The sequence below is a fragment of the Bacteroides sp. genome, from assembly GCA_036351255.1.
Taxonomy (GTDB): domain Bacteria; phylum Bacteroidota; class Bacteroidia; order Bacteroidales; family UBA7960; genus UBA7960.
Genome location: JAZBOS010000040.1, coordinates 1 through 25770, shown reverse-complemented (window position 1 = coordinate 25770; position 25770 = coordinate 1). Strand labels below are relative to the sequence as shown.

General features: G+C 48.0%; 25 protein-coding genes. 13 read left to right on the top strand and 12 right to left on the bottom strand.

The annotated features are described in order from the left end of the window. On the bottom strand, positions 1 to 575 hold a 575-nt coding region (locus V2I46_03615; GenBank protein MEE4176577.1), incomplete at its 3' end, for a glycosyltransferase N-terminal domain-containing protein. 189 nt (positions 576 to 764) lie between these two features. Between V2I46_03615 and V2I46_03610 the strand changes: the two genes are divergently transcribed. The 7 genes from V2I46_03610 (at position 765) to V2I46_03580 (ending at position 7854) form a co-directional block, all read left to right on the top strand. Then, positions 765 to 1895, top strand: a complete 1131-nt coding sequence (locus V2I46_03610) for a DegT/DnrJ/EryC1/StrS family aminotransferase (GenBank protein ID MEE4176576.1) — start codon at positions 765 to 767, stop codon at positions 1893 to 1895. Between the two features lie 10 nt (positions 1896 to 1905). Then, positions 1906 to 2487 carry an acyltransferase gene (locus tag V2I46_03605; protein MEE4176575.1) on the top strand — a complete coding sequence of 194 codons (582 nt, stop codon included), beginning with the start codon at positions 1906 to 1908 and terminating at the stop codon, positions 2485 to 2487. 106 nt (positions 2488 to 2593) lie between these two features. Then, positions 2594 to 3646 carry a Gfo/Idh/MocA family oxidoreductase gene (locus tag V2I46_03600; protein ID MEE4176574.1) on the top strand — a complete coding sequence of 351 codons (1053 nt, stop codon included), beginning with the start codon at positions 2594 to 2596 and terminating at the stop codon, positions 3644 to 3646. 17 nt (positions 3647 to 3663) lie between these two features. Then, positions 3664 to 4959 (top strand): nucleotide sugar dehydrogenase, encoded by a 1296-nt coding sequence (locus tag V2I46_03595; GenBank protein ID MEE4176573.1) that lies wholly within the window; start codon positions 3664 to 3666, stop codon positions 4957 to 4959. A gap of 11 nt (positions 4960 to 4970) precedes the next feature. Further along, a complete protein-coding gene (galE, locus tag V2I46_03590) occupies positions 4971 to 6005 on the top strand; it encodes a UDP-glucose 4-epimerase GalE (GenBank protein ID MEE4176572.1) in 1035 nt (344 codons plus the stop codon). A gap of 9 nt (positions 6006 to 6014) precedes the next feature. Further along, entirely contained in the window at positions 6015 to 7067 is a 1053-nt protein-coding gene (rfbB, locus tag V2I46_03585; protein ID MEE4176571.1) for a dTDP-glucose 4,6-dehydratase, read from the top strand. A 37-nt stretch (positions 7068 to 7104) separates the two neighbouring features. After that, positions 7105 to 7854 (top strand): CpsB/CapC family capsule biosynthesis tyrosine phosphatase, encoded by a 750-nt coding sequence (locus V2I46_03580; protein MEE4176570.1) that lies wholly within the window; start codon positions 7105 to 7107, stop codon positions 7852 to 7854. On the opposite strand, the gene V2I46_03575 is transcribed toward V2I46_03580, so the two are convergent. The 9 genes from V2I46_03575 to V2I46_03535 all read right to left on the bottom strand — a co-directional run bounded on the left by V2I46_03575 (position 7820) and on the right by V2I46_03535 (position 16763). Beyond that, complete coding sequence (locus V2I46_03575; protein MEE4176569.1) at positions 7820 to 8830, bottom strand: calcium/sodium antiporter; 1011 nt, start codon at positions 8828 to 8830, stop codon at positions 7820 to 7822. The two genes, V2I46_03580 and V2I46_03575, sit on opposite strands and share 35 nt — an antisense overlap. Before the next feature lie 14 nt (positions 8831 to 8844). Then, positions 8845 to 9723, bottom strand: coding sequence for an ACP S-malonyltransferase (gene fabD, locus V2I46_03570; protein ID MEE4176568.1), 879 nt, complete (start codon positions 9721 to 9723; stop codon positions 8845 to 8847). Beyond that, entirely contained in the window at positions 9720 to 9869 is a 150-nt protein-coding gene (locus V2I46_03565; protein ID MEE4176567.1) for a hypothetical protein, read from the bottom strand. Before V2I46_03565 ends, fabD begins: the two co-directional genes overlap by 4 nt. A gap of 349 nt (positions 9870 to 10218) precedes the next feature. Further along, complete coding sequence (locus V2I46_03560; GenBank protein MEE4176566.1) at positions 10219 to 11460, bottom strand: serpin family protein; 1242 nt, start codon at positions 11458 to 11460, stop codon at positions 10219 to 10221. A gap of 222 nt (positions 11461 to 11682) precedes the next feature. Next, positions 11683 to 12282 (bottom strand): GTP cyclohydrolase I FolE, encoded by a 600-nt coding sequence (folE, locus tag V2I46_03555; GenBank protein ID MEE4176565.1) that lies wholly within the window; start codon positions 12280 to 12282, stop codon positions 11683 to 11685. Between the two features lie 54 nt (positions 12283 to 12336). Next, positions 12337 to 12756, bottom strand: coding sequence for a 6-carboxytetrahydropterin synthase (locus tag V2I46_03550; protein ID MEE4176564.1), 420 nt, complete (start codon positions 12754 to 12756; stop codon positions 12337 to 12339). A gap of 166 nt (positions 12757 to 12922) precedes the next feature. Beyond that, positions 12923 to 13795, bottom strand: coding sequence for an MBL fold metallo-hydrolase (locus V2I46_03545; GenBank protein ID MEE4176563.1), 873 nt, complete (start codon positions 13793 to 13795; stop codon positions 12923 to 12925). Positions 13796 to 13917: 122 nt separating this feature from the next. Continuing rightward, positions 13918 to 15333: a TlpA disulfide reductase family protein gene (locus V2I46_03540; protein MEE4176562.1), complete on the bottom strand. Its 1416-nt coding sequence runs from the start codon at positions 15331 to 15333 to the stop codon at positions 13918 to 13920. An 11-nt stretch (positions 15334 to 15344) separates the two neighbouring features. After that, entirely contained in the window at positions 15345 to 16763 is a 1419-nt protein-coding gene (locus V2I46_03535) for a TlpA disulfide reductase family protein (protein MEE4176561.1), read from the bottom strand. Between the two features lie 117 nt (positions 16764 to 16880). Here V2I46_03535 and V2I46_03530 point away from each other — a divergent pair, with 117 nt between their 5' ends. The 3 genes from V2I46_03530 to V2I46_03520 all read left to right on the top strand — a co-directional run bounded on the left by V2I46_03530 (position 16881) and on the right by V2I46_03520 (position 20698). Further along, complete coding sequence (locus tag V2I46_03530) at positions 16881 to 18116, top strand: hypothetical protein (protein MEE4176560.1); 1236 nt, start codon at positions 16881 to 16883, stop codon at positions 18114 to 18116. A gap of 33 nt (positions 18117 to 18149) precedes the next feature. Next, positions 18150 to 19316, top strand: coding sequence for a hypothetical protein (locus tag V2I46_03525; protein ID MEE4176559.1), 1167 nt, complete (start codon positions 18150 to 18152; stop codon positions 19314 to 19316). Positions 19317 to 19402: 86 nt separating this feature from the next. Continuing rightward, entirely contained in the window at positions 19403 to 20698 is a 1296-nt protein-coding gene (locus V2I46_03520) for an MFS transporter (protein MEE4176558.1), read from the top strand. Positions 20699 to 20717: 19 nt separating this feature from the next. Here V2I46_03520 and V2I46_03515 read toward each other — a convergent pair whose 3' ends face one another. Further along, on the bottom strand, positions 20718 to 21665 hold the full coding sequence (locus V2I46_03515) for a bile acid:sodium symporter (GenBank protein MEE4176557.1): 948 nt from the start codon (positions 21663 to 21665) through the stop codon (positions 20718 to 20720). Between the two features lie 80 nt (positions 21666 to 21745). Between V2I46_03515 and V2I46_03510 the strand changes: the two genes are divergently transcribed. The 3 genes from V2I46_03510 to ggt are packed head-to-tail and all read left to right on the top strand — an operon-like array spanning position 21746 to position 24823. Then, positions 21746 to 22450 (top strand): 16S rRNA (uracil(1498)-N(3))-methyltransferase, encoded by a 705-nt coding sequence (locus V2I46_03510; GenBank protein ID MEE4176556.1) that lies wholly within the window; start codon positions 21746 to 21748, stop codon positions 22448 to 22450. Between the two features lie 12 nt (positions 22451 to 22462). Then, positions 22463 to 23116, top strand: a complete 654-nt coding sequence (locus V2I46_03505; protein ID MEE4176555.1) for a DUF4159 domain-containing protein — start codon at positions 22463 to 22465, stop codon at positions 23114 to 23116. 15 nt (positions 23117 to 23131) lie between these two features. After that, positions 23132 to 24823, top strand: a complete 1692-nt coding sequence (gene ggt, locus V2I46_03500; GenBank protein ID MEE4176554.1) for a gamma-glutamyltransferase — start codon at positions 23132 to 23134, stop codon at positions 24821 to 24823. 6 nt (positions 24824 to 24829) lie between these two features. Here the strand turns inward: ggt and cas6 are convergent, their stop codons facing one another. Beyond that, a complete protein-coding gene (gene cas6 / locus V2I46_03495) occupies positions 24830 to 25618 on the bottom strand; it encodes a CRISPR-associated endoribonuclease Cas6 (protein MEE4176553.1) in 789 nt (262 codons plus the stop codon). Between the last annotated feature and the right edge of the window lie 152 nt (positions 25619 to 25770).

Sequence of the window (25770 nt, the reverse complement as noted above, 5' to 3'; positions counted from 1 at the left end):
GCTTTCAGCAACAAGTCGAGGGAGGACTGATTTTGAACGAAAATATGAGTGAACTTTTTCAACTGCCTGCGAAACCACCCCCCGTAAGGTTTAAAGAAATGCTGCTCGGGCAGGAAGTGGGCCGAGATGACAAAGCTTGGAATCTGCTTCCGGTAAAGGGTATCCAGATAGTTAAACCAAAACTCATACTTCACAAAAACTGCAAGCCGGGGATCCCATATATCAAAGAACCGCTTGACCTGGGCGGGCGTGTCAAGCGGAAGATAAAACACGTGGTCGGCCTGTTCATAATTTTTCCGGATCTCATAGCCAGAGGGAGAAAAGAAGGTTAGCAGGATCCTGAAATCGGGGCATGCCTTACGAAAGGCTTCAATCACAGGCCGGCCCTGCTCAAACTCCCCCAGTGAGGCACAGTGGAACCATGCCAGGGGACCCTTCCCTTTTTTGACAGCCTGCATCCGTTCGAACTGTCCCTTGCGGCCTTGGTGCCATCTTTTTACCTTTGGCGAAAACCAAGCCATAATCCCTGCCCCCAGCCGGTATATAAAAAGAAAGAAATTATAAAGAATCCGCATCCGGAGGTTTTTTTTCTTGTCCAAAGATACGGCATTCAAATAAAACGAAACGCGATATCTTCAAAAAAAGAAACTTTTGAAAAAGCAAGGAAAATAGGCCATCAGGCCACCAAAAAAACCTGACCGAAAGAATAATTTTTATCTTTGTAAGCTGAAAAATTCATCCAAAAAACAACCTTTTCCTCCTTTATGAAGAAAATCCAGATGGTTGACCTCAAGGGTCAATACGACAAGATCAGTCAGGAAATTGATCAGGCAGTTCTGAATGTCATCCGCTCCACCCAATACATCAACGGCCCCGAGGTAAAAAGCTTCCAGAAAGAGCTTGAGGATTACCTGGGGGTAAAGCATGTCATCCCCTGCGCGAATGGCACTGATGCACTGCAGGTAGCCATGATGGCCCTTGACCTGAAGCCCGGCGATGAAGTCATTACCACCTCCTTTACTTTTGTCGCCACCGTTGAAGTCATTGCCCTGCTTGGCTTGACACCTGTTCTGGTCGATGTGGACCCCCTTACCTTTAACATCGATCCCAGGGCATTCCGAAAGGCCATCACCTCAAAAACCAAGGCTGTTGTGCCGGTTCATCTCTTCGGACAGTGTGCCGACATGGACCCTATCCTGGAGATCGCCCGCGAAGCAGGCATTTACGTCATTGAAGACACGGCCCAGGCTATTGGAGCTACTTACAGGTTTAACGACGGGACAAGCAAAAAGGCAGGGGCTATGGGGCACATCGGTTGTACTTCCTTTTTCCCCTCAAAAAACCTGGGCTGTTATGGCGACGGCGGGGCCATCTTTACCAACGACGATGACCTTGCGCAGCGCATGCGCGTGATCGTCAACCATGGTATGGAAGTGCGCTACTACCACGACTCCATTGGTGTTAACTCACGCCTCGACAGCATTCAGGCTGCTATATTGCGCATTAAGCTCAGGCACCTCGACCAGTATGCAGAAGCCCGTCAGGCCGTTGCCGACTATTACGATTTTGCCTTCGCCAACAACCCCAGGTTGCTGACACCAAAGCGGGCAGGAAACTCCACCCATGTGTTTCACCAATACACCCTGATCACCAGGGACATTGACCGCTTTGGCCTTCAGGAACACCTCCAGTCAAAAGATATACCGGCCATGGTCTATTATCCTGTCCCCATGCATATGCAGAAGGCTTATACTGACCCCCGGTATCGCGAGGGTGACTTCCCGGTTACCGAAGCCCTCAGCAAGAGTGTCATTTCGCTGCCCATGCACACTGAACTCGATGATGAACAACTGAAGTTTATCACTCAATCTGTCCTTGAATACGTGAACCGCTAAGCCAGGTCCAATGAAGGAAAAAGAATATTTCCACCACGAAACCGCTGTGATCGATCCTGGCTGTAAGATAGGCAAGGGTACCAAGATCTGGCATTTCACCCATATCATGCCCGACTGCGAGCTTGGCGAGCATTGTAATCTGGGCCAGAACGTAGTGATATCACCGGGGGTAGTCCTGGGTAACAATGTGAAAGTGCAGAACAACGTTTCCATCTATACCGGGGTCATTTGCGAAGATGATGTGTTTCTGGGTCCTTCGATGGTTTTTACCAACATCGTAAATCCCCGCAGTGCTGTGGTACGCAAGGATCAGTACGTTAAGACCCTGGTGCGGCAAGGGGCAAGCATAGGTGCCAATGCCACCGTTGTTTGTGGTATTGAGATTGGGGAGTTCGCCTTTATTGGTGCAGGGGCCGTGGTCATTCGCGACGTGCCTGCCTATGCCCTGGTGGTAGGTAATCCAGCCCGTCACATTGGCTGGATGAGTGAGTTTGGCCATCGCCTCGCTTTCGATGAGAAAGGAATGGCCAAATGCCCTGAAAGCGGGCAAACCTATGCCCTTGAAAACGGAAAGGTCAGAAGGATTAGTTAGGGGTTCGGCCTTCGGGGATAAAGGTTTTAGTTGGATAAGTTGCAGGCAGGCTCCTGGTTCTCGGAGCATGATAAGGCAGGATAAGTTGCCATTAAAAAAGATGAATATGGATAAGCCAAGTGGGAAGATCCGATTTGCAGTGGTTGGCTGCGGACATATCGGGAAAAGGCACGCAGAGATGATCCTGCGCAATCCTGAAGCTGAGCTGGTGGCCCTCTGCGACATCAAGCCCAAGGAGCAACTGGGTATCGATCATTTCGGAGTTCCCTTTTATCCCTCCATCGAGGATCTTTTGGCCAGTAAAAGCGAAATGGATGTAGTCAATATCTGCACACCCAATGGTTTTCACGCCCGGCATTGCCTGCAAGCCCTAGAAAAGAAGATCCATGTGGTATGCGAAAAGCCCATGGCCTTAACCAAAGCACAATGCGAGGCCGTCATTTACAAATCGCTGCAGGTCAGCCGGCAGCTGTTCCTGGTGATGCAGAACCGCTACTCTCCCCCTTCCATCTGGATCAAGGAAATGATCGAGAAAGAGACCTTGGGCAATATTCATATGGTCCAGGTGAATTGCTACTGGAACCGCGATTACCGCTATTACAAAAAAGGAGAATGGAAAGGTACTGCAGATCTTGATGGAGGGACCCTTTTCACCCAGTTTGCCCACTTTGTGGATATCATGTACTGGCTTTTTGGCGACATCAGGGATATCCAGGGCATCTTTAACGATTTTGCCCATCAGGACCTGACAGCTTTTGAAGACTCCGGGATGGTAAGCTTCAACTTCGTGAACGGGGGCATGGGAAGCATCAATTATTCCACCGCCGTCTGGGATAAGAATATGGAAAGCAGCCTGACCATCATTGGTAGTAAGGGAGCCGTTAAAATTGGCGGGCAATACATGAACGAAGTGGAGTATTGCCACGTTCAGGATTACGAAATGCCAAACCTTCCACCGGCTGAGCCCCCCAACGACTATGGCCCCTATAAGGGCAGCGCAGCCAATCATCACTTCATCATTCAGAATGTGGTTGACACCTTAAAAGGTAAAACCACCATTACCACCAATGCCCTTGAGGGCCTCAAAGTGGTGGAGATTATTGAACGTATCTATGCCCTACGCGATAAGCAGGAGAACAACAATAACAAAAAATCATAACCTTTTAAACGATGAATATTTACGAGAAACTGATTAACAAAGAGGCCACCCTTTCGGTGATCGGATTAGGATATGTAGGATTACCCATTGCCCTCGAATTTGCCCGCCAGATCAAGGTGGTGGGTTTCGATATCAAGGAAGACCGCGTTGAAATGATGCGAAACCACATTGACCCCAGCGAGGAACTGGAGGCTGAAGCTTTTGAAGGCTGCGACATCGTGTTCACCGCCAATCCTGAAGACCTGAAAAAAGCCAATTTTCATATTGTTGGGGTTCCCACCCCTATCGATGACCACAACCTGCCCGACCTCCGTCCGCTGCTTTCAGCGACCCGCACAGTGGGCAAAGCCCTTAAAAAAGGCGATTACGTGGTTTACGAGTCTACTGTTTATCCTGGTTGTACCGAAGAGGACTGTATGCCCCTGCTCGAGGAGCTATCGGGCCTGAAAGCTGGTCAGGACTTTAAAGTGGGCTTCTCGCCCGAACGTATCAACCCCGGCGACAAGGAGCATACCATTACTTCGATCACCAAAGTCGTATCGGGCAATGATGATGTAGCCCTCGATAACATTGCAAATACCTATGAGCTGATTGTAAAGGCTGGGGTTCACCGCGCCCCGTCCATCAAGGTAGCCGAAGCTGCCAAAATTATCGAAAACACCCAGCGCGATGTAAACATTGCCCTGATGAACGAGCTTTCCATCATCTTCAATCGCATGGGCATCAACACCTATGATGTACTTGAAGCTGCTGGAACCAAATGGAACTTCCTCCGATTCTATCCTGGTCTAGTGGGCGGCCATTGCATTGGCGTTGACCCCTATTACCTGGTCTACAAGGCAAAGGAATACCGCTACCACCCGCAGGTGATTAACTCGGGGCGCTTTGTAAACGACAGCATGGGCTTTTACGCCGCCAAGCAACTGGTGAAAAAACTCATCGCTGCAGGAAAAAACATCCTGGGATCAAAAGTGCTTATTATGGGCGCTACTTTTAAGGAAAACGTGGCTGACAGCCGCAACTCAAAAGTGGCTGACCTGGTCTGCGAACTTCAATCCTACGGCGTGAAGATAGATGTTGTTGATCCCTATGCAAGCAGCGAGGTCATCAAACACGAATACGGCTTTGAACTGATTGAAAAACCAGCCAACGATTACGATGCCGTGGTGGTGGCCGTGAACCACCACCCCTATATGAAGTTAACCGAAAATGACCTGAAGAACTTCATGCAGGGCACTGAAAACCCTATCCTGGTGGATATTAAGGGCATTTTCAGGAATAAGATCAAGGATCTGATCTACTGGAGTTTCTAAACAAAAAAACAATGAGCAAAAAAATCCTGGTTACCGGAGGTACCGGATACATCGGTTCGCATACCGTGGTTGAACTGCAGCAAAGCGGATATGATGTTGTAGTCATCGACAACTTGTCGAATTCCACTGCCCGCATCATTGACCAGATCGGCCGTATCACCGGTAAGAAACCAAGGTTCTATGAAATGGACCTGTGCAATGAGGCTGCCCTTCGCGTTTTTTTCAAGGAAAACCAAGACCTGGCCGGCATCATCCACTTTGCCGCCTATAAAGCAGTGGGCGAATCGGTGGAGTTCCCCCTGAAATATTACCACAACAACCTGGTGTCGCTCATTCTCCTGCTCCGCTTCATGGAAACCTTCCATGTGCCCAACATCGTATTCTCTTCTTCTTGCACGGTTTACGGACAGCCCGATGAATTGCCTGTCACCGAACTAGCCCCGGTTAAGGAAGCATTCTCCCCTTACGGAAACACCAAACAGATCAGCGAAGAGATCATTAAGGACACCGTTAAGACGATGCCCCTTCGGGCCATCTCCCTGCGTTACTTCAACCCCATCGGTGCCCACAGAAGTGGCCTCATTGGTGAGCTGCCCATTGGCATTCCCAACAACCTGGTGCCATTTATCACCCAGACCGCCATTGGGAAACGTGAAAAACTCATGGTGTTCGGCGATGACTATGACACCTCCGACGGCACTGCCATCCGCGATTACATCCATGTGGTCGACCTGGCCAAAGCCCACGTGGTGGCTGTGGAGCGCATGCTTCATAACGAAAACGAGAAAAACTTCGAAGTCTTCAACCTGGGCACCGGCAAGGGCACCAGCGTGATGGAGGCCATCCAGGCCTTTGAAAAGGTTACCGGCATGAGACTGAATTATGAAATCACCGGCCGGCGCTCGGGCGATGTGCCCCGGGTGTGGGCCGATACCACCCTTGCCAACCTGAAACTTTGCTGGAAAGCCCAGATGGGACTGGAAGAAATGATGGCTTCTGCCTGGCAATGGGAAAAAAACCTTGCCGCAGGCATTCTGGAATCTTAACTTTACAAAATGAAAAAAATTCTTATCACCGGCGGTGCCGGGTTTATTGGTTCACACGTAGTGCGCCTGATGGTCAACAAATATCCGGAGACCCAGGTATTTAACCTCGACAGCCTGACTTATGCAGGCAACCTGGCCAACCTCACCGACATAGAAAATAAACCAAACTACCATTTCCTGAAGATTGATATCCTTGGCCAGGAAAAGATCAACCATTTATTTGAAGAACACGACTTTGATGCCGTGCTTCACCTGGCGGCTGAAAGCCACGTCGACCGTTCCATCACCAACCCACTGGAGTTCATTCACACGAATGTGTTGGGCACCGTAAATCTGTTGAATGCTGCCCGCACTTTCTGGAAGAAGCCATACGAAGGAAAGCGCTTTTATCATATCAGCACCGACGAGGTCTATGGCTCGCTGGGCAGCGAAGGCCTGTTTACCGAAACCACTGCCTACGATCCCCGCAGCCCCTATTCGGCATCCAAGGCCTCCAGCGACCATTTTGTCAGGGCTTATCACCATACATATGGACTGCCCGTGGTGATCTCAAACTGCTCGAACAATTACGGCCCCAACCAGTTCCCCGAGAAACTCATTCCGCTGTTCATCAACAATATCATCCGAATGAAGCCCCTGCCTGTCTATGGCAAGGGTGAGAACGTGCGCGATTGGCTTTATGTGGAAGATCACGCCCGCGCCATTGACCTGATCCTCCGCGAGGGAAAAAACGGGGAAACCTACAACATCGGTGGGCACAACGAATGGAAGAACATCGACCTGATCAGGGTGCTATGCAAGATCATGGACAAGGAACTGGGACGAGAGCCGGGACGCTCCGAAACCCTCATCACCTTTGTCAAGGACCGGGCAGGACACGACCTGCGCTATGCCATCGATGCCGGCAAACTTCAGCGCGAGCTGGGCTGGAAGCCCTCACTGCAGTTCGAGGAAGGCCTGGAAAAAACAGTCGACTGGTACCTGAACAACAAGGCCTGGCTTGATCAGGTCACCTCGGGTGAATACCAGAACTATTACCAGCAGCAATACGAAAAACGTTAGCGCCTGCAAGCCCTGAACAGAAAATAAAAACCTGCATATGAGCCACCTTTTCGGATCCTGGTTTAGGAAAAAAAAGCTTGATCACCCGGTGGATCTTTCGCCCCTGGTGACCGATATGCATTCTCACCTGATCCCGGGCATCGACGATGGCGCGCCCGACATGGCCACCGTGCTGGCCCTGCTCGAGCAACTGGCAGGTTTGGGATACCAAAAAGTGATCACCACCCCCCACATTATGGCCGATCTTTACAAAAACACCAGGGAGATCATCGAAAAAGGGGAAAGAGAGGTAAAAAAAGCCATTGAAAAGGCAGGCATTAACATTGAGTTTCATGCCACGGCCGAATACCTTATCGATGAAGGTTTTGCACCCCTTATAGCCAGTAAGGAGGTCATGACCTTTGGGCAGAATTATGTGCTGGTTGAACTGCCTTACTACAGCCCGCCCCAGAACCTCAGCGAACTGCTTTTTGAAATGCAGGTGGCCGGCTACCGTGTTATCCTGGCACACCCCGAGCGCTATGTATACTGGCACCACAATTTCTCAAAACTCGAGGAATTAAAGGACCGCGAAGTATTCTTCCAGTTGAATACCATTTCCCTTTCAGGGTATTACTCCCTGACCACCAAGAAAATATCGGAAAAGCTGATCGATGCCGGGATGATCGACTTTTTGGGCAGCGACCTGCATAGTTTTCAGTATCTGAAACTGCTCGAGAAAAGTTTGTTCGAACCGGCCCTGGAAAAACTGCTTAATTCAGGAAAGCTAAAAAACCAAACCCTATGAGGCCAGCTTCGTGTAATATCAGGACTATAATATAGACAACGTAAAGCAAAAAAAGCACCCCGCCCTGCCAGCGCTCCAGGATGTTCTTCCTGGGGGTAAACATAAAGAAAAAAAGCAGCAAGGTCGAGAACAAGCCGACCAGGACATCGAAATTCATATCCTTGTTAAATTTCAGGGGTTGAATCACGGCACTTAGCCCAACCACAAAGAAAATATTGAAGATATTGGATCCCACAATGTTTCCAATCACAATGCCTGCATTCCTCTTATGGGCAGCCACTACACAGGTGGCCAGCTCGGGGAGTGAAGTCCCCACTGCTACAATGGTCAGGCTGATCAGGGCTTCGCTCATCCCCAGCAGGGAAGCGATTTTGACTGCACCTTCCACGATCCATTTCCCACCAAGAGCAAGCCCTCCGATCCCCAGCAGAATCATCACCAGCGACAGCCACAAAGGCAAGCTTTTCACACTAACATCCTCATCCAATCCGTCGTTCCCAAATCGGAAAGCATAGATCATGAACCCAATGAAAAATACGATCAGGATGAGACCGTTCAATCGGTCGATTTGTGCCACCTCAGTGACCCGAAACAGGTTGTCGTTGGCAAGGATCCCGATGATCAGGGCGGCGGCAATGGCAATGGGGATCTCGAGGGCAAAGGGAATGCGCCTCCATTTATGATTGACATTGACCGCCAAAGGAAAAATCAGGGCGGAAACCCCCAGAATGAGCAAGATGTTGGAAATATTGCTGCCAAGGATGTTGCCCATGGCCACATCGTCAGCATCCGAATAGCTGGCAATGAGGTTCACGACCAGTTCAGGCGAGGAAGTGCCCAGGGCCACGATGGTCAGGCCGATGACTATGTTCGAAATGCCGTGTTTTTTAGCGATGGAGGCAGCTCCGTCTACAAGGAACTGCGCCCCAAAAATCAGAAAGAAAAACCCGGCAATAAACAGGATATAGGTAATCATCGACCTCCTTGAAATTAAGCACTGTAGGCTTCTATTTCTCTATTGAGTTTCTTCACCAGTCCCTGCAGCACAGTACCCGGGCCCACTTCCACGAAAGTGGTCGCACCATCGGCCATCATGTTTTGCATGATCTGGGTCCAGCGCACCGGCGAAGTCAGCTGAGCCACAAGATTTTCCCTGATCTGTGAAGGATCGGTAATGGCTTTTGCATTCACGTTTTGGTAAACAGGGCAGATGGGTGCTTTAAAAGTCGTCGCCTCAATGGCAGCAGCCAGTTCCTGGCGCGCAGGTTCCATCAGGGGCGAGTGGAAGGCCCCACCTACCTTGAGGGCCAGTGCACGCTTGGCACCCGCTTCTTTCAGCTTCTCCATGGCAATTTCCACACCCTTGATGCTGCCCGAAATGACCAACTGACCGGGACTATTGTAGTTGGCCGGAACCACCACCTCGAAAATACCAGCGCAAATACTTTCCACGGCCTCATCCTCCAGGCCAATGATTGCAGCCATTGTCGAGGGCTCGGCTTCGCAGGCTTTCTGCATGGCCTGGGCGCGCTTCGACACCAGCAACAGCCCGTCCTCAAAACCCAGGGCGCCGGCAGCCACCAAGGCTGAAAACTCGCCCAACGAGTGCCCGGCCACCATATCTGGCGTGAACTTCTCACCCAGGGTATGGGCCAATATGACCGAATGCAGGAATATAGCCGGCTGGGTCACGCGGGTCTGGCGAAGGTCCTCGTCTGTGCCCGAAAACATCAGGTCAGTGATGCGAAAGCCCAGCAATTCATTAGCCTTCTCAAACATTGCACGGGCCATTTCAGAACCCTCATACAAATCCTTACCCATACCCACAAACTGGGCGCCCTGGCCGGGAAATACAAATGCTTTTTTCATAAATTGCTCGTATTGTTTGGTTTCAAAAATTCCGGCCACAAAGGTAATGATTTTTCAAAAGCCTTGAATGAGACTGGCTGATCTTCATCATCCACCCAAGCCTGTGTCCCTTCATAAGCAAAACCCGGAAATTTTTCATTTCTCATCTTTCATTTTTCATTTTCTCAACGCCCCCTCTCCCCCTTCATAAACCTACCAAAGACCTACTTTGGTCGTGTCCACACGAAGCCCATCAAAGCCCGTCACGACCATTACACGAGCATGGTACGAGCGTGGTTGAATAAGGTGTGTTTTTTATTATGCAAATAATGCATTTTTTAGGACTAATTATTTTTTTCAATTAAAACCTTTATCTATTACAGGCCAGCATTATACTCCCTGAATAATCATCCCGGGAAAAGCCAGTATAGGAAAAAGCCCGGGGCACATAGTCAATTGCTATGCATCCCGGGCCTTTTTTGCAAGATAAATGACAGAAGAAAGGGGAACGGCCGGTTAATCCATCGGATTGGTCACGCTGCCAATAAAAAGAAGGGTATTGGTGGTGCGTTCGCGGATGGCAAAGACAAAAGGCTTGTCGATATAGAAAAATGGTGTGCCCGGGCCCACGCTGGTATTCTCAAAACCAATGGTGGTGACGGCAGCGGCTTCGGTGCCTTCTTCGTTGACCATCACATAGGTATTCTGCTTGACGAAGCTGATAAAGATTTCCTCATCCGTGATGCCTGAAAAGTCGGCCGTGACCGGAATAAATGCATCCAGCATTCCCATGCCCTTTAATTGGTCGTTAAGGATTTTTTCGTAGTCAAATTCAAATTTGGGCATCAGGACATCGGTTTTGATCCATTCGGCCTGGGCATCGAGGGCGGAGGTCACTTCATCCCATACTGCAGGGGTAAAACCGGGATAAAAATCTTCAAGGGTTTCGTTCGGAACGAGCACCACCATTGAGAAGTTGGTTTGTCCATAGGGCAATTCGATGGCATTGAAATTGGCACCTACGTATCGCATAGCACCCACGTTTCCAGCCATGGTTGGCACGCTGATATCCGTACCATCGTCAAGATGGAAAGGTCGTTCAATGGTTTCATTCTCATCAAACTGGTAGGTCCAGTCGCCTTTAAAATAAAGGGCATTCATCAGGAACATGACCGCATCGGGACTGATTTCCTGCAGCACTTCGGGGATCTTGCCGAAGGTATTGTCGCTGGCCCAGCCGTTGATGGTAGCCAAAGCAGCAGGGAGGCTGAAGTCCAGGCCCTCCACATGGGCATCGAAATCATCTTCCATGGTTTGCAGATAGGGCGGTTTGACCACAAAACCCAGCCTGTAGAAAAGGGCGTTGGCCAGGGCGATCTTCACCTTGGGGTCGACGCTCAACAACTGGCCGACCAGACTCTGATAGGCCCCGTTGACCTGGCTGATGGTCATATCACCCGGATAGCCCAACATTTGGTACATCTGTGCATAGGTTTCGCCGGCGCTGCCGTTCAGGGCCATGGTGAGGGCGATGGAAGCGCTGAGGGGCGACAGCATCATATTGCCCGGTTCTTCTGCAACGGTTTGGGTGAACAGCTCTATGCCAAACTGGTTACTATTACCAATCACTTCATCGGCGCGTTCGCTCAATTCAATGATAACCGGCTCGGGTTCAGGCCCAGGATTATCGTTTTGCTTGCAGGCAGGAAGCCAGCCCAGTAGTAATAATGCTAAAGGAAATAACAGGATCTTTTTCATCATCATAGAATTTTTGGAGGTTGCATACATAGCCCAATACGAAAAAAAACCTCCAAATGCTGCAAGGATGGCGTATTAATTTTAATTTTCCGGCAACCGGAAGTTTGAAAAACAGTTTCCCTGAAAAGCCAAAAGTAAAAACCAGGTGAAGCTCGTTCAGCCAGGAACGAAGGACTTCCTTTCTTTAAGAATCCAGGTACTTTACGGATTACGTTCCCAGTCTTAGTGCAGTTTGCTGCCCAGCAGGTGAATAAATTCAGCCCGGGTTTTTTCGGTGCGGAAGGCGCCGGTAAAATCGCTGGTAGTGGTCACCGAGTTTTGTTTCTGGATGCCCCGCATCATCATGCAGAGGTGATGGGCCTCAACCACCACGGCCACCCCCAAAGGCTGAAGGGTATCCTGAATACATTCCTTGATCTGGGTGGTAAGGCGTTCCTGGACCTGCAGGCGGCGGGCAAAGGCGTCGACCACGCGGGGAATCTTGCTAAGCCCAACGATGTACCCGTTGGGGATATAGGCCACATGAGCCTTTCCGATAAAAGGCAGCATGTGATGTTCGCACATGGAATAGATCTCAATATCCTTAACAATCACCATTTCGCGGTAGTCTTCCTTGAACATGGCTGAGCGCAGGATTTCGTGGGGGTCGAGGTCATAGCCGTGCGTCAAGAATTGCATGGCCTTGGCAACGCGTTCAGGGGTCTTTAAGAGACCTTCCCGGCCGGGGTCTTCCCCGAGCAACTCAAGGATCTTGAGATAATGCGAGCCCAGGGCTTCCACTTTTTTCATGTTGTAGAGATCGATTTTTTCGTAATCGTCCATCTTGTTTTCAATGGCCATATCCTTGTTAATCTGTGATGCCATGGTAAAAATCTTTTAATTATTTTTTCCGTAATATTCTACAGCGTTTTTTTCGGTTTCGAGTAATTTGACACAATGGAGTGAGGCACCAATCTGCCTGACCGGCTCTTCAAGCTGCTCCCAGATGGAGATGGCCAGGTTCTCGGTTGAGGCATATTTTCCCGCCATGAAATCGACCTCAACATTCATATTTTTGTGGTCGATTTTATCAAGAATATATTTATTGATGACGGCACTGAGGTCCTTAAGGTTGACCAGGAAGCCCGTATCGGGGTTCACTTCACCTTTCACGGTGACATAAAGGACATAATTGTGGCCGTGCCATTGGGGGTTAGAACATTTGCCGAACACTTCAAGGTTTTTCGCATCGTCCCATTCGGGCTTGAACAAGCGGTGTGCGGCGTTGAAGGTTTCCCGGCGGGTAATATAAATCATAGTAGCCTCATTACATTGGTTCGGAAACAAAGGTAAGGTAAAAACCATTCATACATCTTATAAAACCAGATAAATTAGCCCTAAAAAAAAACGGGCCGAAAAATTGCTTTTCCGACCCGCCTGAATGAGTATTGGGAGGAAATACTCATCAGTAACGATTATTAGATTACAGCACAGGGAAAAGGGTATCGATCCAGCGGTCCTCAGTAATAAAGAACTTACCCCATGCTTCCCAATCCTTCAGAATACGATTGGCTTTCATTTGTTCGGCTGTCATTCCCTGCTGCTTGGCCTGACGGACAACCTCTACGGTTTTCTGAAGTTCCGCGTGGTACTCGCTAAGGCGTTCCATGTTGTAAATGGGGCCATGCCCGCCAATGACAGTCAAGTCGGCCGGGAAATTCTCAAGAATATACTGCTGATTTTTCAGATAGCCCATGGGGTCTCCGCCACTGCTGACATCAACATAGGGAAAGTTATCGGCAAACAAAAGGTCGCCCGCAACCAGCACTTTGCTAGCGGGGAAATAAATTATGATATCGCCTGCGGTATGGCCTTTGGGCAGGTGAATCATCTGCAAGGTCTGGCCATTAAAGTCCAGGTTCATTTCATCCGAAAAGGTGATACCGGGCCACCCTTGTTTTTCCATAGCAGGAATCACACGTTCACCCGCCCTGTGTTCGGTGCTTACGTAATCCTTTACAAATTGATGGGCAATAATGGTGACGTTGCTGCCTAACTCAACGTTTCCACCTACATGGTCACCGTGATGGTGGGTGTTGACAAGATATTGAATGGGTTCATTGGTAAGGGCTTCAATGGCAGCTTTAAGCTGAGGGGCAGTTTGCTCGTATGCCGCATCAATAAGCATTACGCCATCAGCGCCAACAAACAGCGCAGTGGCCACCCGCTCATTTACAAACAAACGAAATACGCCGGGAGCTACTTGTGTGGTGGTTACAGGAGCTAATTCATCATTGCTTTGGGAAATAGCTGCTGCAGGGATTAGAAGGAAAAGAATAAGGAATATTTTTTTCATGAAAATTAAGTTTGGGTTTACAATGCTTAAACAAACGAAAAGCCATTTTGATTGAAGCCAAAAAGAAATCCGTGCAGGAATTTTAAAAAAATCCTGCACGGATAATACCCAAACCCTCCTGTTTATTGCGCAAGCGCCTTCAGCAAGGTTTCGTCTACCTCAGGATCGGAAGGCTGAGGGGGACGATTGTCAAATATATTGCCATCCTTGCCGATAATGAAGAAGGTAGGAATCCACTTGACCTGGAAGAGGGCAGGCACACCTCTCTCGCGTCCCGGAGTATTGAAGTGTACTCCGGATATTTCGTGGCGTTCAACGGCATTTCGCCAGGCAGTGGTGTCAGTATCGATAGACACATACATAAAAACAATATCCTCCTGACCAGCTAAACGTTTTTTCAGTTCTTTGGCAGGAGGTACCTGTCGCATGCAGGGTCCACACCAGGAGGCCCAGAACTTAAGGAAGACCACCTTGCCACGATAATCACTCAGGGATACTTCCTGGCCATTTATGTCTGTCATGGTGAAATCCGGGGCAGGATTTCCGGGCATAAGTGCCTGAATACCTTCCCAGGTATGGGTAAGGCGTAGTTTCAGATCCTCATCCAGGGCATTGGCCATAAAGTCATCGTACATGGCTTTCGCTTTTTCGAGATCGCCGTAATTGAATTCGCGATTGATGCTGATGGCCTGAACATATTCGCCCGATTTTCCCGGTATACGCTCCCTGGCAAGATGATAGTTTATTTCGTGCTCGGAAGCATCTTCCATAAATGATATGGCAGGTCCCTGGGCACAGTGCTCCAGGTAGGCCAGCAGGAAGTTCACATAGGTTTCGCTGTTCAGGCGGGAGTCATCAAAAAGAGCGGGGTTCTCAAGGAAGCTGCTAAACCGTTCAGGCAATTCAGGTGCTACATCCAAAGTATCATTGGATTGCTGCATTCCAAGAAAATAGAGCAGGCCAAGATTATTTTGGAATTCTACCTCTGTTTTATAAAAAGCCCTGAAATCAGGATCAAATTCCTGACTGCCTGGATAAGTCTTTAAAAAATTCATTTTCAGCTCAGCAATACTATCCAGAGTGGTCAAAAGGTCTTCCGGAGCCTTATTTGTGGCGACATTTGAAATAAATCTCATACCCACAGCGGGCATCAGCCCACGCTGATAGTTCACAAAAAAAGCATTGACATCACCTGCCTCACCGGAAAACTCAATGCTTTCGAGCCAGTTACCGGCATCGGCAAGAATCTCCAGTTCATCGCCTGGCTTAAGAAACAACTGGATGCTGGACCTCCCGTTTCTTAATACTCCAATGGCGGGTTCAGGCATGTCGAAGCTAACCTCGAACTGGTTTTGCTCATCCAGTTCGAGGGTGATGATCTCGCGATGGTTGTTGGTAAAGTCGCGATAAAAGACAAACTCAATGGGTTCAGTGTTGGGATTAACAATTGACCCGCTAAGTTTTACGGAGGGGTCCTCCGGTGGCTGACTGCAGGCCGCCAAGAATCCCAGTGAAAGGATCAGAAGCAGTTTTCTCATGGCGATGCGATTTAAATAACCTCTTGGGCAAGGGCAGCCTTGAGCACTTCGTCAATTTTGGGGTTGCTCGGTCTCGGGGGGCGATTGTCAAAAATATTGCCATCGCGTCCGATCAGGTAAAAAGTCGGAACGCCCTTCAAATTATACGCATCAGGCACATCATGGCTAAAGCCGGGCACATTGATGTGGACCCCGCTGATCTCCTTTTCAGCCACAGTATTTCTCCAGGCCTGTTCATCGGTATCGACTGAGATGTAAAGATAAACCAAGTCGTCATAACCTTCCATACGTTCCTTAAGTTCCTTGGCAAAGGGCACCTCACGCATACAGGGTCCGCACCAGCTGGCCCAGAAATCGAGGTAAACCACCTGGCCTGCAAAGTCGCTCAGGGAAACCGGATTCCCATCGATATCGGTAAGGTTAAACGCGGGTGCAGGTTTTCCAGGTGAAAGGGCAAGGACTTTTTGATATTCGGCATCGACTACCTCTTTGATGTCAGCAGCCTGCACCAATTCAGAGAAATCAGCATAGAGCTCCCGGGCACGATCGAAATCACCAAAGTTGAGCATAGAAATCATTGACTGAGCGACCAGGATATCACGGGTTTTGCCTGAAAAAGCCTCGCGGGCCGCAAGATATTGCCTTTCATAATAAGGCACATCGCTGGCAGGGTCAGCCTGCTCTTCCATCTTTTTATTGAGAAAGGTATTGGCGAAGTTTAGGTAAGGGGTGGCGCTTAAATTGGCATCGTTGAAGAGATCTTCTTCTTCAAGGAAAGCATAGTAACCTTCAGGCATCACCGGATCGCCAGCATCAGGATTAAAATAGGCAAATGCCATCGGATATTCCATCAGCAGACCATATTTCTCGTATTTGAAATTGGTTTTCATCAGGTCTACAAAATCCTTATCCAGTTTATTATACCCTTCAAATCCTTCGAGATAGGAAAGTTTTTCCTGGTGAGCGGATTCCATGTTTGCAAGAAATTCATCGGCAGGGGTACTTCCCAGCTGGTTAAGGATGATGCTGCGGTTGAATTTACTTTCCATTTCCTGGTTATAGGCCACCAGGAACTGGCTTTCAAGGGCTTTTTTCCCTTCGATCACCGGAACCTGAGCGGGATCCTGGGCGTCGAACTGCACATTGACCTCGGCGCCGGGGACTAGGAAAAGCCGGATGGTGCGCCGGGGATGGCTAATAAAAATATATTTCCCCTCGGTCAATGGAAGGGTGGCACTAAATTGGTTGTTCTCATCAAGGGTAACCTCAACCTTTTCAGTTTGATTGGCAACCATATCCTTATAATAAAACACCTCTACCATGGTGTCTGTAGGATTATTGACCGTTCCGGTAATGGTAATTTCATTTACCGGAACTTGCTGGCAGGCGGCCAGGATGGCGATAGCCATTAAAAAAAAGAACTTTTTCATGTTTTTTTGGGGGTTTGGGATTATTAAGGGGCAAAGAAACAGAATTTTCAGCAAAAAAAGAATTAAAATTGCTGAAGCAAATTGAATGCGTAATTTTGATTCACATAAATCTTTCTTATGAAACTCAGAAAAATCATTCTCATTGCAGCCTTTGCCGTCCAAGGCGTTTTTCTTACCTCCGGGAAAGCCTTCTCCCAGGGGTTGTTTCAAACGACCTTCCACGGTTTTATAAATTTCGAAATGTTTTATGATTCCCGCCTGACGGAATCGGCCAGGGAAGGGAATGTACTGCTATTCCCGGCAGCAGAAAATCTGGACCCGGATGGTGTAGACCTGAATGCCCACTCTGCCTTTCAAATGTCCTTGCTTTCTTCGCGTTTGCAGGCAAACATCAAGGGTCCGGAAGTTATAGGCGCAGAAAGTTCCGCACTATTTGAGGTGGACTTCCTTGGAACTGGTCCCAGTATGTTTAACCATATTCGTATGCGTCATGCGAAGCTGCAGCTCGACTGGGAAAACACCAGTCTGCTTGCAGGACAGTACTGGCACCCTTTGTTTATTACCAATTGTTTCCCGGGGGTCATTCATTTTGGAGGCGGTGTGCCCTATAACATACTGAATCGTTCGCCTCAAATCAGGCTAACCCACAAAAGCGGGGCAATATCGTACATGGTAGCATTGCTATCACAAAGCGACTTTGCATCCACAGGGCCCCAGGGGAAAAGCAGCATTTATTTACGGAACAGCGGCATCCCTGAGACCTGGGGACAAGTCATTTATGAAAATGGTAACTTCCTGGCAGGGGCTTCGGCAGGGGTGCTAAGCCTTCAACCACGAACACAGACCCCCTCGGGATATGGCACTGGTGAAAGGATGACTTCGCTGGGAGGTAATCTTTTTGTTAAACTGCGTCTTGAAGGTTTCGAGATCAAAGCCCAGGGAACCCTTGGAGAAAACATGAATCACCTGGTGATGCTGGGAGGTTATGGGGAAGCCGACCTCATTGACCCCGAAAAAAGCATCTACAATTATGCGGGCATTCGCAGCATGGCGAGCTGGATTGATTTGGGTGACACTTCGGGAAAATGGCGAACCGGATTATTTGGAGGCTTCTCTAAGAACCTCGGTTCGACAAAGGATATTAATGGCTCCTATTGGGTCCGTGGAGATAATATTTCACATATCTTCCGCCTTGCTCCACGCCTGAGTTATTTTGCAGGCAATACTTCCTTTCACCTGGAAATTATTTATGATGTAGCGGCATATGGCACACCGGATGAACGTTTTCAATTCGGGGAAACCAATAATATGGGCAACCTTAGAACACTGACAAGCATAAAATATAGTTTCTGATCCATTGATAAAAAGTCTGTTGGAGGGGTATTCATGAGAGACAATCGTTTCGAGGAAGGGAAGAAAAGTCAGGCCGCAAGGGCAAAGTTTTTTTTCACGGCCCTGATCCTGATGGTTTTCGGGATCTTCCCCTTAAAGTCAAGCGGGCAGATAGACATTGAGGGCTACCTGGTCAAAGAAACCATTACTTGTCATGAAATCGCACTAAAATCCACCTCCCTTATCCCTTTACTTCACCAGGCAAATCAGCTTGATACCCTGTATACCCTCTTGTATTACTGGGATGAGCAATGCGGACTGGCAGAGCCTTTGCTGCGGTTTTACCTGCTCCACCAGATTGAGACCAACACCTTCTCTGACGACTTTTATCCGGATGAGATACTCACCTACCTGAACCATTACCAGGAAACCACCCGATTTGAAGATCCCAATTACTACCTGGATTATTACACCTGGGAATACTATCCGATTGATACGACTTACAATGTTTTTACCAGCAACCTGGCCCTTCACCTGCAAAGGTTTGCTGACCTGAAGCCTATCGAGTCTTTTTTCCTGGATTATTATTCCAACCGCTTCAGCCAGGCAATGGATCGCCTGAAAAAAGGAGAACTGACAGGCACCCGACTGGATTCGATTTACCAGGTACAACAATTGGCCATTAAGCAAGCCAAAAAAAGCTATCTGAACTTGTACGGTGGGCTCTGGAGCCCGCGGGGTGAGCTGAAACTGCTGGGAAGTCATCCTCAAATTGGCTTTGGGGCAGGCTTTATCCAGAACAGGTTTATGCTGGAATTCATTATGAAGATTGGCTTTTTGTCCAGCCCAAATTACTATGAGGTAGTGGTTGACAATGAGGGTTACCAAACCAAGAATTTCACAAACCTGCATGTGTCGGGACGTATCGGACTGGCTTTGGTTGATTATATGAGGCACCAGATCATCCTTAGTTTGGGATTGGGCTATGAAGGCATTGAGGCATTTACCTCTGCCGAACAAGAGGATTATGGCCTGTCGAGGATGATCTCCAGTTTTAGTTTCAGTCCGGGCGCTGAATTGCGAGTTCCTGCCGGGGAGCATTCCTATATTGGGTTTAGCGTACGCTATAATTTCCTCAACTTTCAAACCCGCAAAGACGAAACACCCCTTCCCGGCGATGCTTTGCTAATCGGTATGTCAGTGGGATTTAACCTGGATTAACCAGAACAATTATGCCTTAAAAATGTTAAGAGTGTTTATTCGAAACCCCGACCTTCAATAAGAAAGCCAAGGCAGGACCAGAATCCATGATCAGAAACCGTTTCAGAGCCATTCAGCCTGCTGAAAGAAGCACGTTCAAGCTTCATTTGGCATATTCATTCATCGAAGGCATCCTGGCTGGCCTGATTGCATTGAATGAGTTTGTTTTTGTGAAGAGTCTTCACGGTTCAAGTTATCAACTGGGCTTTTTGTTCCAGTTTACGGTGGTGGTTTTCCTGTTGCTGATTTTTTTCAATGAATTTCTGAAACGGGTCAAGAATAAGAAGGGCTTGCTCAGGCGCATTGCCATAATCACCCGGCTGCCCCTTGCCTTGTTATTCTTTTTCCCAAGAAGCCACGAACAGCTTACCGGCGATTCCATTTATCATTATATTTTTCTGGGGATCTTCCTGATCTATTACCTGGCCAATCCCATCATTTTCCCCACCATCAACCTGTTCCTGAAGAATGCCTACCGGCATGAAAACTTCGGGCGATACTACTCATACTCTACTACGGTCAATAAGGTCGTCATGATGGTCACCACTTTTGCATACGGCTGGGCACTTGACCTGAACCATTATGTTTTTGTTTACATCTTCCCGGTGGCTGCAATCCTTGGTATGCTTTCCGTTTTTCTGCTTTCCAGAATCCCCTATGGCAATACGGTCCAGGAAATGCCGCGACAAACCTTGTGGGAGGGCATTAAGCATTCCGTTCGGGAGATGAAGGACATCCTGATCAGGAATCTTCCGTTCCGGCATTTCGAGGTGGGTTTTATGTTTTACGGCTTCGGGTTTATGTCATCTTCCATGGTGATCGTTTTGTTTCTAAGCGAGGGGTTAATGTTAAACTATTCCAGCGTGGCCTTTTACCGGAATGCTTATAATCTGCTTGCCATCCTGATTCTTCCCTTTTTCGGAAGGCTGATCGGGCGCATTGACCCCAGGCGTTTTGCGGCTATTTCGTTTTTTTCAATGGTCCTATTCATTTTTGCACTGGTTATCACCCGGGCAGATGGCAACCAACAGGTGTTCTTCGGAATCACCCTTTACCATACCCTGCTGCTGTACATTTTATTTCACGGGGTATTTGCAGCCACCATGGGCCTGACCTGGAGCATCGGATCAGCCTATTTTTGTGAACCCTCTGAAGCCGGCACTTACCAGGCCATACATCTTGGGCTCACAGCTGTACGATCGCTTTTTGCACCTTTGCTAGGCATCCTCTTTTATGAAACATGGGGATTTGACAGGACTTTTATGATCGCCATGGCATCGCTTATGACTGGGGTAATCATAATGCTCTGGTCAGAAAAGAAATTTCCTCTGAACCGTTTATAAAAGAATTTTTCCTCAAGAGTCAATCAGAGGTTTTACGACCCCTTTCATAAAATTCCAGGAACAAGGAATAAAAGATAATAAACAGGGTCACAAAGACGCTAACGATGGCCGAAGGCAAAGCTACCCGGGGTTCGTTGCGGAAGAAAGTAAAGGCGACCACTGCCGAAAAGGCGCTGCTCTTGGTTACCATCATCAGAGTGCTGCTAATCAGGAAAGGTCTTTTGAATCCCAATTTATCCATCATTACATGATAGGCAAATCCCATCACATACATGGTGAAAAGAAAAATGCCCGCCATGATCAGAACCGGGCCTGGTTTTGAAAAAAACACGCTGGCACTCATCCCCATAATGGGCACAATGACGAGAAAGAACCCCCATTTAATAATGGTATCACGTACCTGATTCGCAAAAGGCAGCACTTTTGGATGGCGTAGAAAACGGCTGATGACCAGGGGGATGACAATTAACTGAACCATGATCTTCAGGATGGATGTGGGGTTGATCATGGCATCGCCAAGAAAAAGGAAGAGCATAAATGGGGTTAACAACATAGCCACCAGATGCAAACCAAAAACACCCGTCACTGAAAAATTGTCATCGCCTTTAAGCATAGTCGCAAAGGGGATAACGGAAGGCCCGGGCGGGGCAGCAGCAAGCAACACAATGCCAAAATAATATTGAATATAGGGTTCCTCACGGAAAAACACCCAGCCCAAACCAATCATGGCCATTCCAAACACCCCGTAATTGAGCAATGTTGACCAGCCAATGGGTTGAAGGGCATTGCGCAGGGGCCACCAGTTCCTGAAAGAAAATCCAGTGGTGGCAAACACCATCACCAAGGCAAGGGTATATACTGAGATCTCGGCCAGGAATTGGGAGCGTTCACCCATCAAAAGCCCCACGATCAGCGCAAGGGTCAGGACAAAGTCGCGATGATTGATTATTTTGATCAACTTGTTCATGGGCCAAATTTAAACATAAGGCAAACAGGCTTTTTATTAAATTTGTTTTCCCGTAAGGGTAAAAAGTAAAAAACCACTTTATGCACGTTTTCTTTTCGCCAGGTCTGGATGGAGATATGCTGGTGCTCAGCCCGGAGGAATCGCACCATGCAGTAAAGGTACTCCGCTTGCAGGAAGGGCAGGTAGTGGTGGTTACTGATGGGAAAGGGAAATGGGACAAGGGATTGCTGGCAGAAGCAAACGCCAAAGGCTGTGTAATAAATGTTACGGAACACGGAGAACAGCCTCCCCGCCCCTTTTATTTACACATGGCAGTAGCCCCTACGAAGCATATTGACCGGTTTGAATGGTTCCTTGAGAAGGCCACAGAGTGCGGTATTGATGAGATCACCCCGGTGTTTTGCGAGAACAGCGAACGCAACATTATTAAACCCGACCGCCTGGAAAAATTACTGGTATCGGCTATGAAGCAATCGCTCAGGGCTTATTTGCCTCTACTGAACCCGGGCATACGCCTGAAGGAGTTTTTTAAGCAACCGGCGGATGGGGTCCGAATCATTGCTCACTGTGGCCCCGAAGATCGCAATACAATAAATGACCTTTACACCGCCGGACAAAAGCTTACCGTCCTGATTGGACCGGAAGGCGATTTTTCGGAATCAGAGGTTAAAGATGCATTCGGGGCACAGTTTTTGCCGGTTAAGTTAGGTAATTACCGCCTCCGAACGGAAACGGCAGCCCTAGCTGTCTGCATCCAGTTCAATTCCATCAATCAATTGCTTTGATCGCCTCATTATATGAAAAAAATATTCCTTTTTCTTCTCATTCTCTGGACATCGCCTTTGGTTGCCCAGCATTTCCAGATCGCCACGCTAAAATATCGAGGCGGGGGTGACTGGTATGGCAACCCCACTGCTTTGCCCAACCTGGTGACTTTTGCAAATCAAAACGCAGGAATGACAATCAGCACAAAGATTGCAACCATAGAAGCAGGCAGCCAGCAGATATTCAATTACCCTTACGTCTATATGACCGGGCACGGAAATGTAGTATTCTCCCCACAGGAAGCAGAGAACCTGCGTCAATATCTCACAGGGGGAGGTTTTCTCCATGCAGATGACAATTATGGTCTGCATCCCTATTTCAGACGAGAGATAAGGAAAGTGTTTCCCGAACTGGAGTTAATAGAGATTCCCTTTTCCCATCCCATTTATCACCAGAAATATAGTTTCCCAAATGGATTGCCGAAAATTCATGAACATGATGGCAAGCCTCCACAGGGATTTGGAATTTTTTATGAGGGCCGCCTGGTGGTTTTTTTCTCCTATGAAGCAGACCTTGGCAATGGCTGGGAAGACCAGATAGTGCATGGAGATCCTGAAGAGGTGAGGCTAAAGGCCCTTCAAATGGGGACCAATATCCTTCAATATGTATTTAATCGTCCAGAATAACCTAAACTAATGACCATGAAAAAATTCATTCTTATTTACATTGTATTATTAACGGTTGTTCACCCCTTGTTTTCCCAGGACCGTATAACGGGGCATGATTTTGCTACGCGTTCTGAAGTCATCGCACAAAACGGGATGGCAGCAACCAGTCATCCCCTTGCCACGCAAGTTGCACTAGACATCCTGAAACAAGGCGGCAGTGCAGTGGATGCTGCCATTGCAGCCAATGCAATTCTTGGCCTGATGGAACCTACTGGATCTGGAATCGGGGGTGACCTGTTTGCCATTGTTTGGGATGCAGAAACCCAGAAGCTACATGGACTAAATGCCAGTGGGCGTTCTCCAAAAAGCCTCACGCTGGAGTACCTCATTGAAAACGGATTGACCCGCATACCATCTTATGGTCCACTGCCAGTCAGTGTGCCAGGAGCAGTAGACGGCTGGTTTGAACTTCATGGGAAGTTTGGTAAGATAAGTATGCAATCGGTATTGCAGCCCGCCATAAATTATGCCAAGAATGGGTTCCCTGTTACCGATCTTATTGCTTATTATATGCAGCGTTCTGCATTCAGGCTTGGGCAATACCCAAACTTTAAAGAGACCTATATGCCCAATGGGCGGATGCCTGAGAAAGGCGAGATCTTCCGGAATCCTGATCTTGCCCGAACTTATGAAATTATTGCCCAACAAGGACGCGATGCTTTTTATAAAGGGGATATTGCAAGGGTTATCGAGCAATACATAAAGGAAAACGGTGGGTTTTTGAGTTATGAAGATCTCGCCAGCCATCATAGCGAATGGGTGGAACCGGTTTCAACCAATTACCGAGGCTTTGATGTTTGGGAACTGCCTCCCAATGGGCAAGGAATTGCAGCCCTGCAGATTTTGAATATTCTTGAAGGCTATGACATTGCATCCATGGGATTTGGTAGTCCGGAATATATCCACACTTTCGTGGAAGCAAAAAAACTTGCTTTTGAAGATCGTGCACATTTCTATGCAGACCCAGCCTTTAACGCCCTGCCCGTCGAGACCCTGATCTCAAAGGAATATGCATCTGAGAGAAGGGCCCTGATAAACCCAAACAGGGCAGCCAGACGATATGAACCCGGAATAAAGGACACACCAAATACGATTTACCTGACCGTTGCCGATAAGGACGGAAATATGGTTTCCCTCATCCAAAGCAATTACCGGGGTATGGGCAGTGGGATGACGCCCACGGGATTAGGGTTTGTATTGCAGGACAGGGGTGAAAGCTTTACCCTTGAAGCCGGACATGTGAATACCTATGAGCCGGGTAAAAGACCCTTCCACACGATTATTCCGGCATTCATTACTAAAGACGGGCAGCCGTATATAAGTTTCGGGGTAATGGGCGGAGCCATGCAGCCCCAAGGGCACGCACAAGTTGTAGTCAATCTGGTTGATTTTGGAATGAACCTTCAGGAAGCGGGTGATGCACCCAGAATTCAGCATATTGGGTCGTCAGAACCCACAGGTGAAAGGATGAATGATGGAGGAGTGGTTTTTCTCGAGTCGGGAATCCCATATGAAACCATTCGGGCCCTAATGGAAAAAGGCCATAAGATACAGTGGGATCTGGGAGGATATGGCGGCTACCAGGCCATAAAATGGGATCCGGTTAACAAAGTTTATTTTGGTGCCTCTGAGTCCAGGAAAGACGGCCAGGCTGCAGGTTATTAAAGGTTTTTATTCCTTTACCTCACAGAAGCCAAAACCAAGATTACAACTGTCACCAAAGCCCAGGGAATAACCTGTTTTGATCAAAGTCTCAGGGGCTTTGAGGCTGAAATCAAAGATATAGCCTTTGAGGGAAAGAGGCGTTGGAGTCTCTGTCTTGACTTTTACAACCCTTGATTTTACCGGACTGGATAATTCAAACCTAAGTTCAGACAAATCAGGGAAAGCTACGTTTCCATTGCCCGGAAAAAATTTCATCATTAAGGCATATTTGGCCATCAGGTTCTTGAAGAAAACTTTTTCATAGCCTTTATCCTCAGGTGAAAGAAATTGAATTCTTTGAGGCTTAAAAGTATCCGTCAACACAAGCGGTGTATTGCAACGCAGTGTAATTGATTCATTAAATAATTGGCCCTCAAGCAGTTCCACCTCATCAATCAAAAATTCCAGTTTACTTTTCTTATCCCCTACCCTGGCTTCTATGCCTTTAAACAATTCGGGGATTATTGTTTCAAAAGCAGGGTCTGGAATTAAGGAAAGCACCATGGAAACACGGCTGTCGCCAATAAACATCCGGTCATCCTGAATGGAAGAATCTCTCACATTGAGTGGGGAGAAAGAAAAGTAGCTGAACTGATGTTGTGGATCAAGGTAGCCCTTCTCTTTAAGAAGGCTTATCATTGAGAGGTTACCAAAGTGCAAGGTTTTGTTAATCCAGGAGAAGAATTCGTATTGATGATTGGAGGGTAGACTATGGAGGCCATCGCCTCTGAGCTGCATACTGAGCTTAAAACGCATGATCTTGGAATATTACAATACGCGGTTTTTCACTACAAATATACAAACATAATGCTCAAAATTTCTCCAAGAAACACTTAAGTAAACAAAGAGCGGTGAGAGAAAAGAAAAAGGTGAACCTTAGTATAGTTGTGATGATAATAGTTGCTGTT

Coding starts and splice junctions, on each gene's coding strand:
- V2I46_03540 (MEE4176562.1), bottom strand. CDS start 15,333: ATGAGAAAACTGCTTCTGATCCTTTCACTGGGATTCTTGGCGGCCTGC.
- cas6 (MEE4176553.1), bottom strand. CDS start 25,618: ATGCGTTTTAAGCTCAGTATGCAGCTCAGAGGCGATGGCCTCCATAGT.
- V2I46_03580 (MEE4176570.1), top strand. CDS start 7,105: ATGAGCCACCTTTTCGGATCCTGGTTTAGGAAAAAAAAGCTTGATCAC.
- fabD (MEE4176568.1), bottom strand. CDS start 9,723: ATGAAAAAAGCATTTGTATTTCCCGGCCAGGGCGCCCAGTTTGTGGGT.
- V2I46_03600 (MEE4176574.1), top strand. CDS start 2,594: ATGGATAAGCCAAGTGGGAAGATCCGATTTGCAGTGGTTGGCTGCGGA.
- rfbB (MEE4176571.1), top strand. CDS start 6,015: ATGAAAAAAATTCTTATCACCGGCGGTGCCGGGTTTATTGGTTCACAC.
- V2I46_03530 (MEE4176560.1), top strand. CDS start 16,881: ATGAAACTCAGAAAAATCATTCTCATTGCAGCCTTTGCCGTCCAAGGC.
- V2I46_03545 (MEE4176563.1), bottom strand. CDS start 13,795: ATGAAAAAAATATTCCTTATTCTTTTCCTTCTAATCCCTGCAGCAGCT.
- V2I46_03535 (MEE4176561.1), bottom strand. CDS start 16,763: ATGAAAAAGTTCTTTTTTTTAATGGCTATCGCCATCCTGGCCGCCTGC.
- ggt (MEE4176554.1), top strand. CDS start 23,132: ATGAAAAAATTCATTCTTATTTACATTGTATTATTAACGGTTGTTCAC.
- V2I46_03560 (MEE4176566.1), bottom strand. CDS start 11,460: ATGAAAAAGATCCTGTTATTTCCTTTAGCATTATTACTACTGGGCTGG.
- V2I46_03505 (MEE4176555.1), top strand. CDS start 22,463: ATGAAAAAAATATTCCTTTTTCTTCTCATTCTCTGGACATCGCCTTTG.
- V2I46_03575 (MEE4176569.1), bottom strand. CDS start 8,830: ATGATTACCTATATCCTGTTTATTGCCGGGTTTTTCTTTCTGATTTTT.
- V2I46_03565 (MEE4176567.1), bottom strand. CDS start 9,869: ATGAGAAATGAAAAATTTCCGGGTTTTGCTTATGAAGGGACACAGGCT.
- V2I46_03605 (MEE4176575.1), top strand. CDS start 1,906: ATGAAGGAAAAAGAATATTTCCACCACGAAACCGCTGTGATCGATCCT.
- V2I46_03515 (MEE4176557.1), bottom strand. CDS start 21,665: ATGAACAAGTTGATCAAAATAATCAATCATCGCGACTTTGTCCTGACC.
- galE (MEE4176572.1), top strand. CDS start 4,971: ATGAGCAAAAAAATCCTGGTTACCGGAGGTACCGGATACATCGGTTCG.
- V2I46_03520 (MEE4176558.1), top strand. CDS start 19,403: ATGATCAGAAACCGTTTCAGAGCCATTCAGCCTGCTGAAAGAAGCACG.
- V2I46_03510 (MEE4176556.1), top strand. CDS start 21,746: ATGCACGTTTTCTTTTCGCCAGGTCTGGATGGAGATATGCTGGTGCTC.
- V2I46_03525 (MEE4176559.1), top strand. CDS start 18,150: ATGAGAGACAATCGTTTCGAGGAAGGGAAGAAAAGTCAGGCCGCAAGG.
- V2I46_03550 (MEE4176564.1), bottom strand. CDS start 12,756: ATGATTTATATTACCCGCCGGGAAACCTTCAACGCCGCACACCGCTTG.
- V2I46_03610 (MEE4176576.1), top strand. CDS start 765: ATGAAGAAAATCCAGATGGTTGACCTCAAGGGTCAATACGACAAGATC.
- folE (MEE4176565.1), bottom strand. CDS start 12,282: ATGGACGATTACGAAAAAATCGATCTCTACAACATGAAAAAAGTGGAA.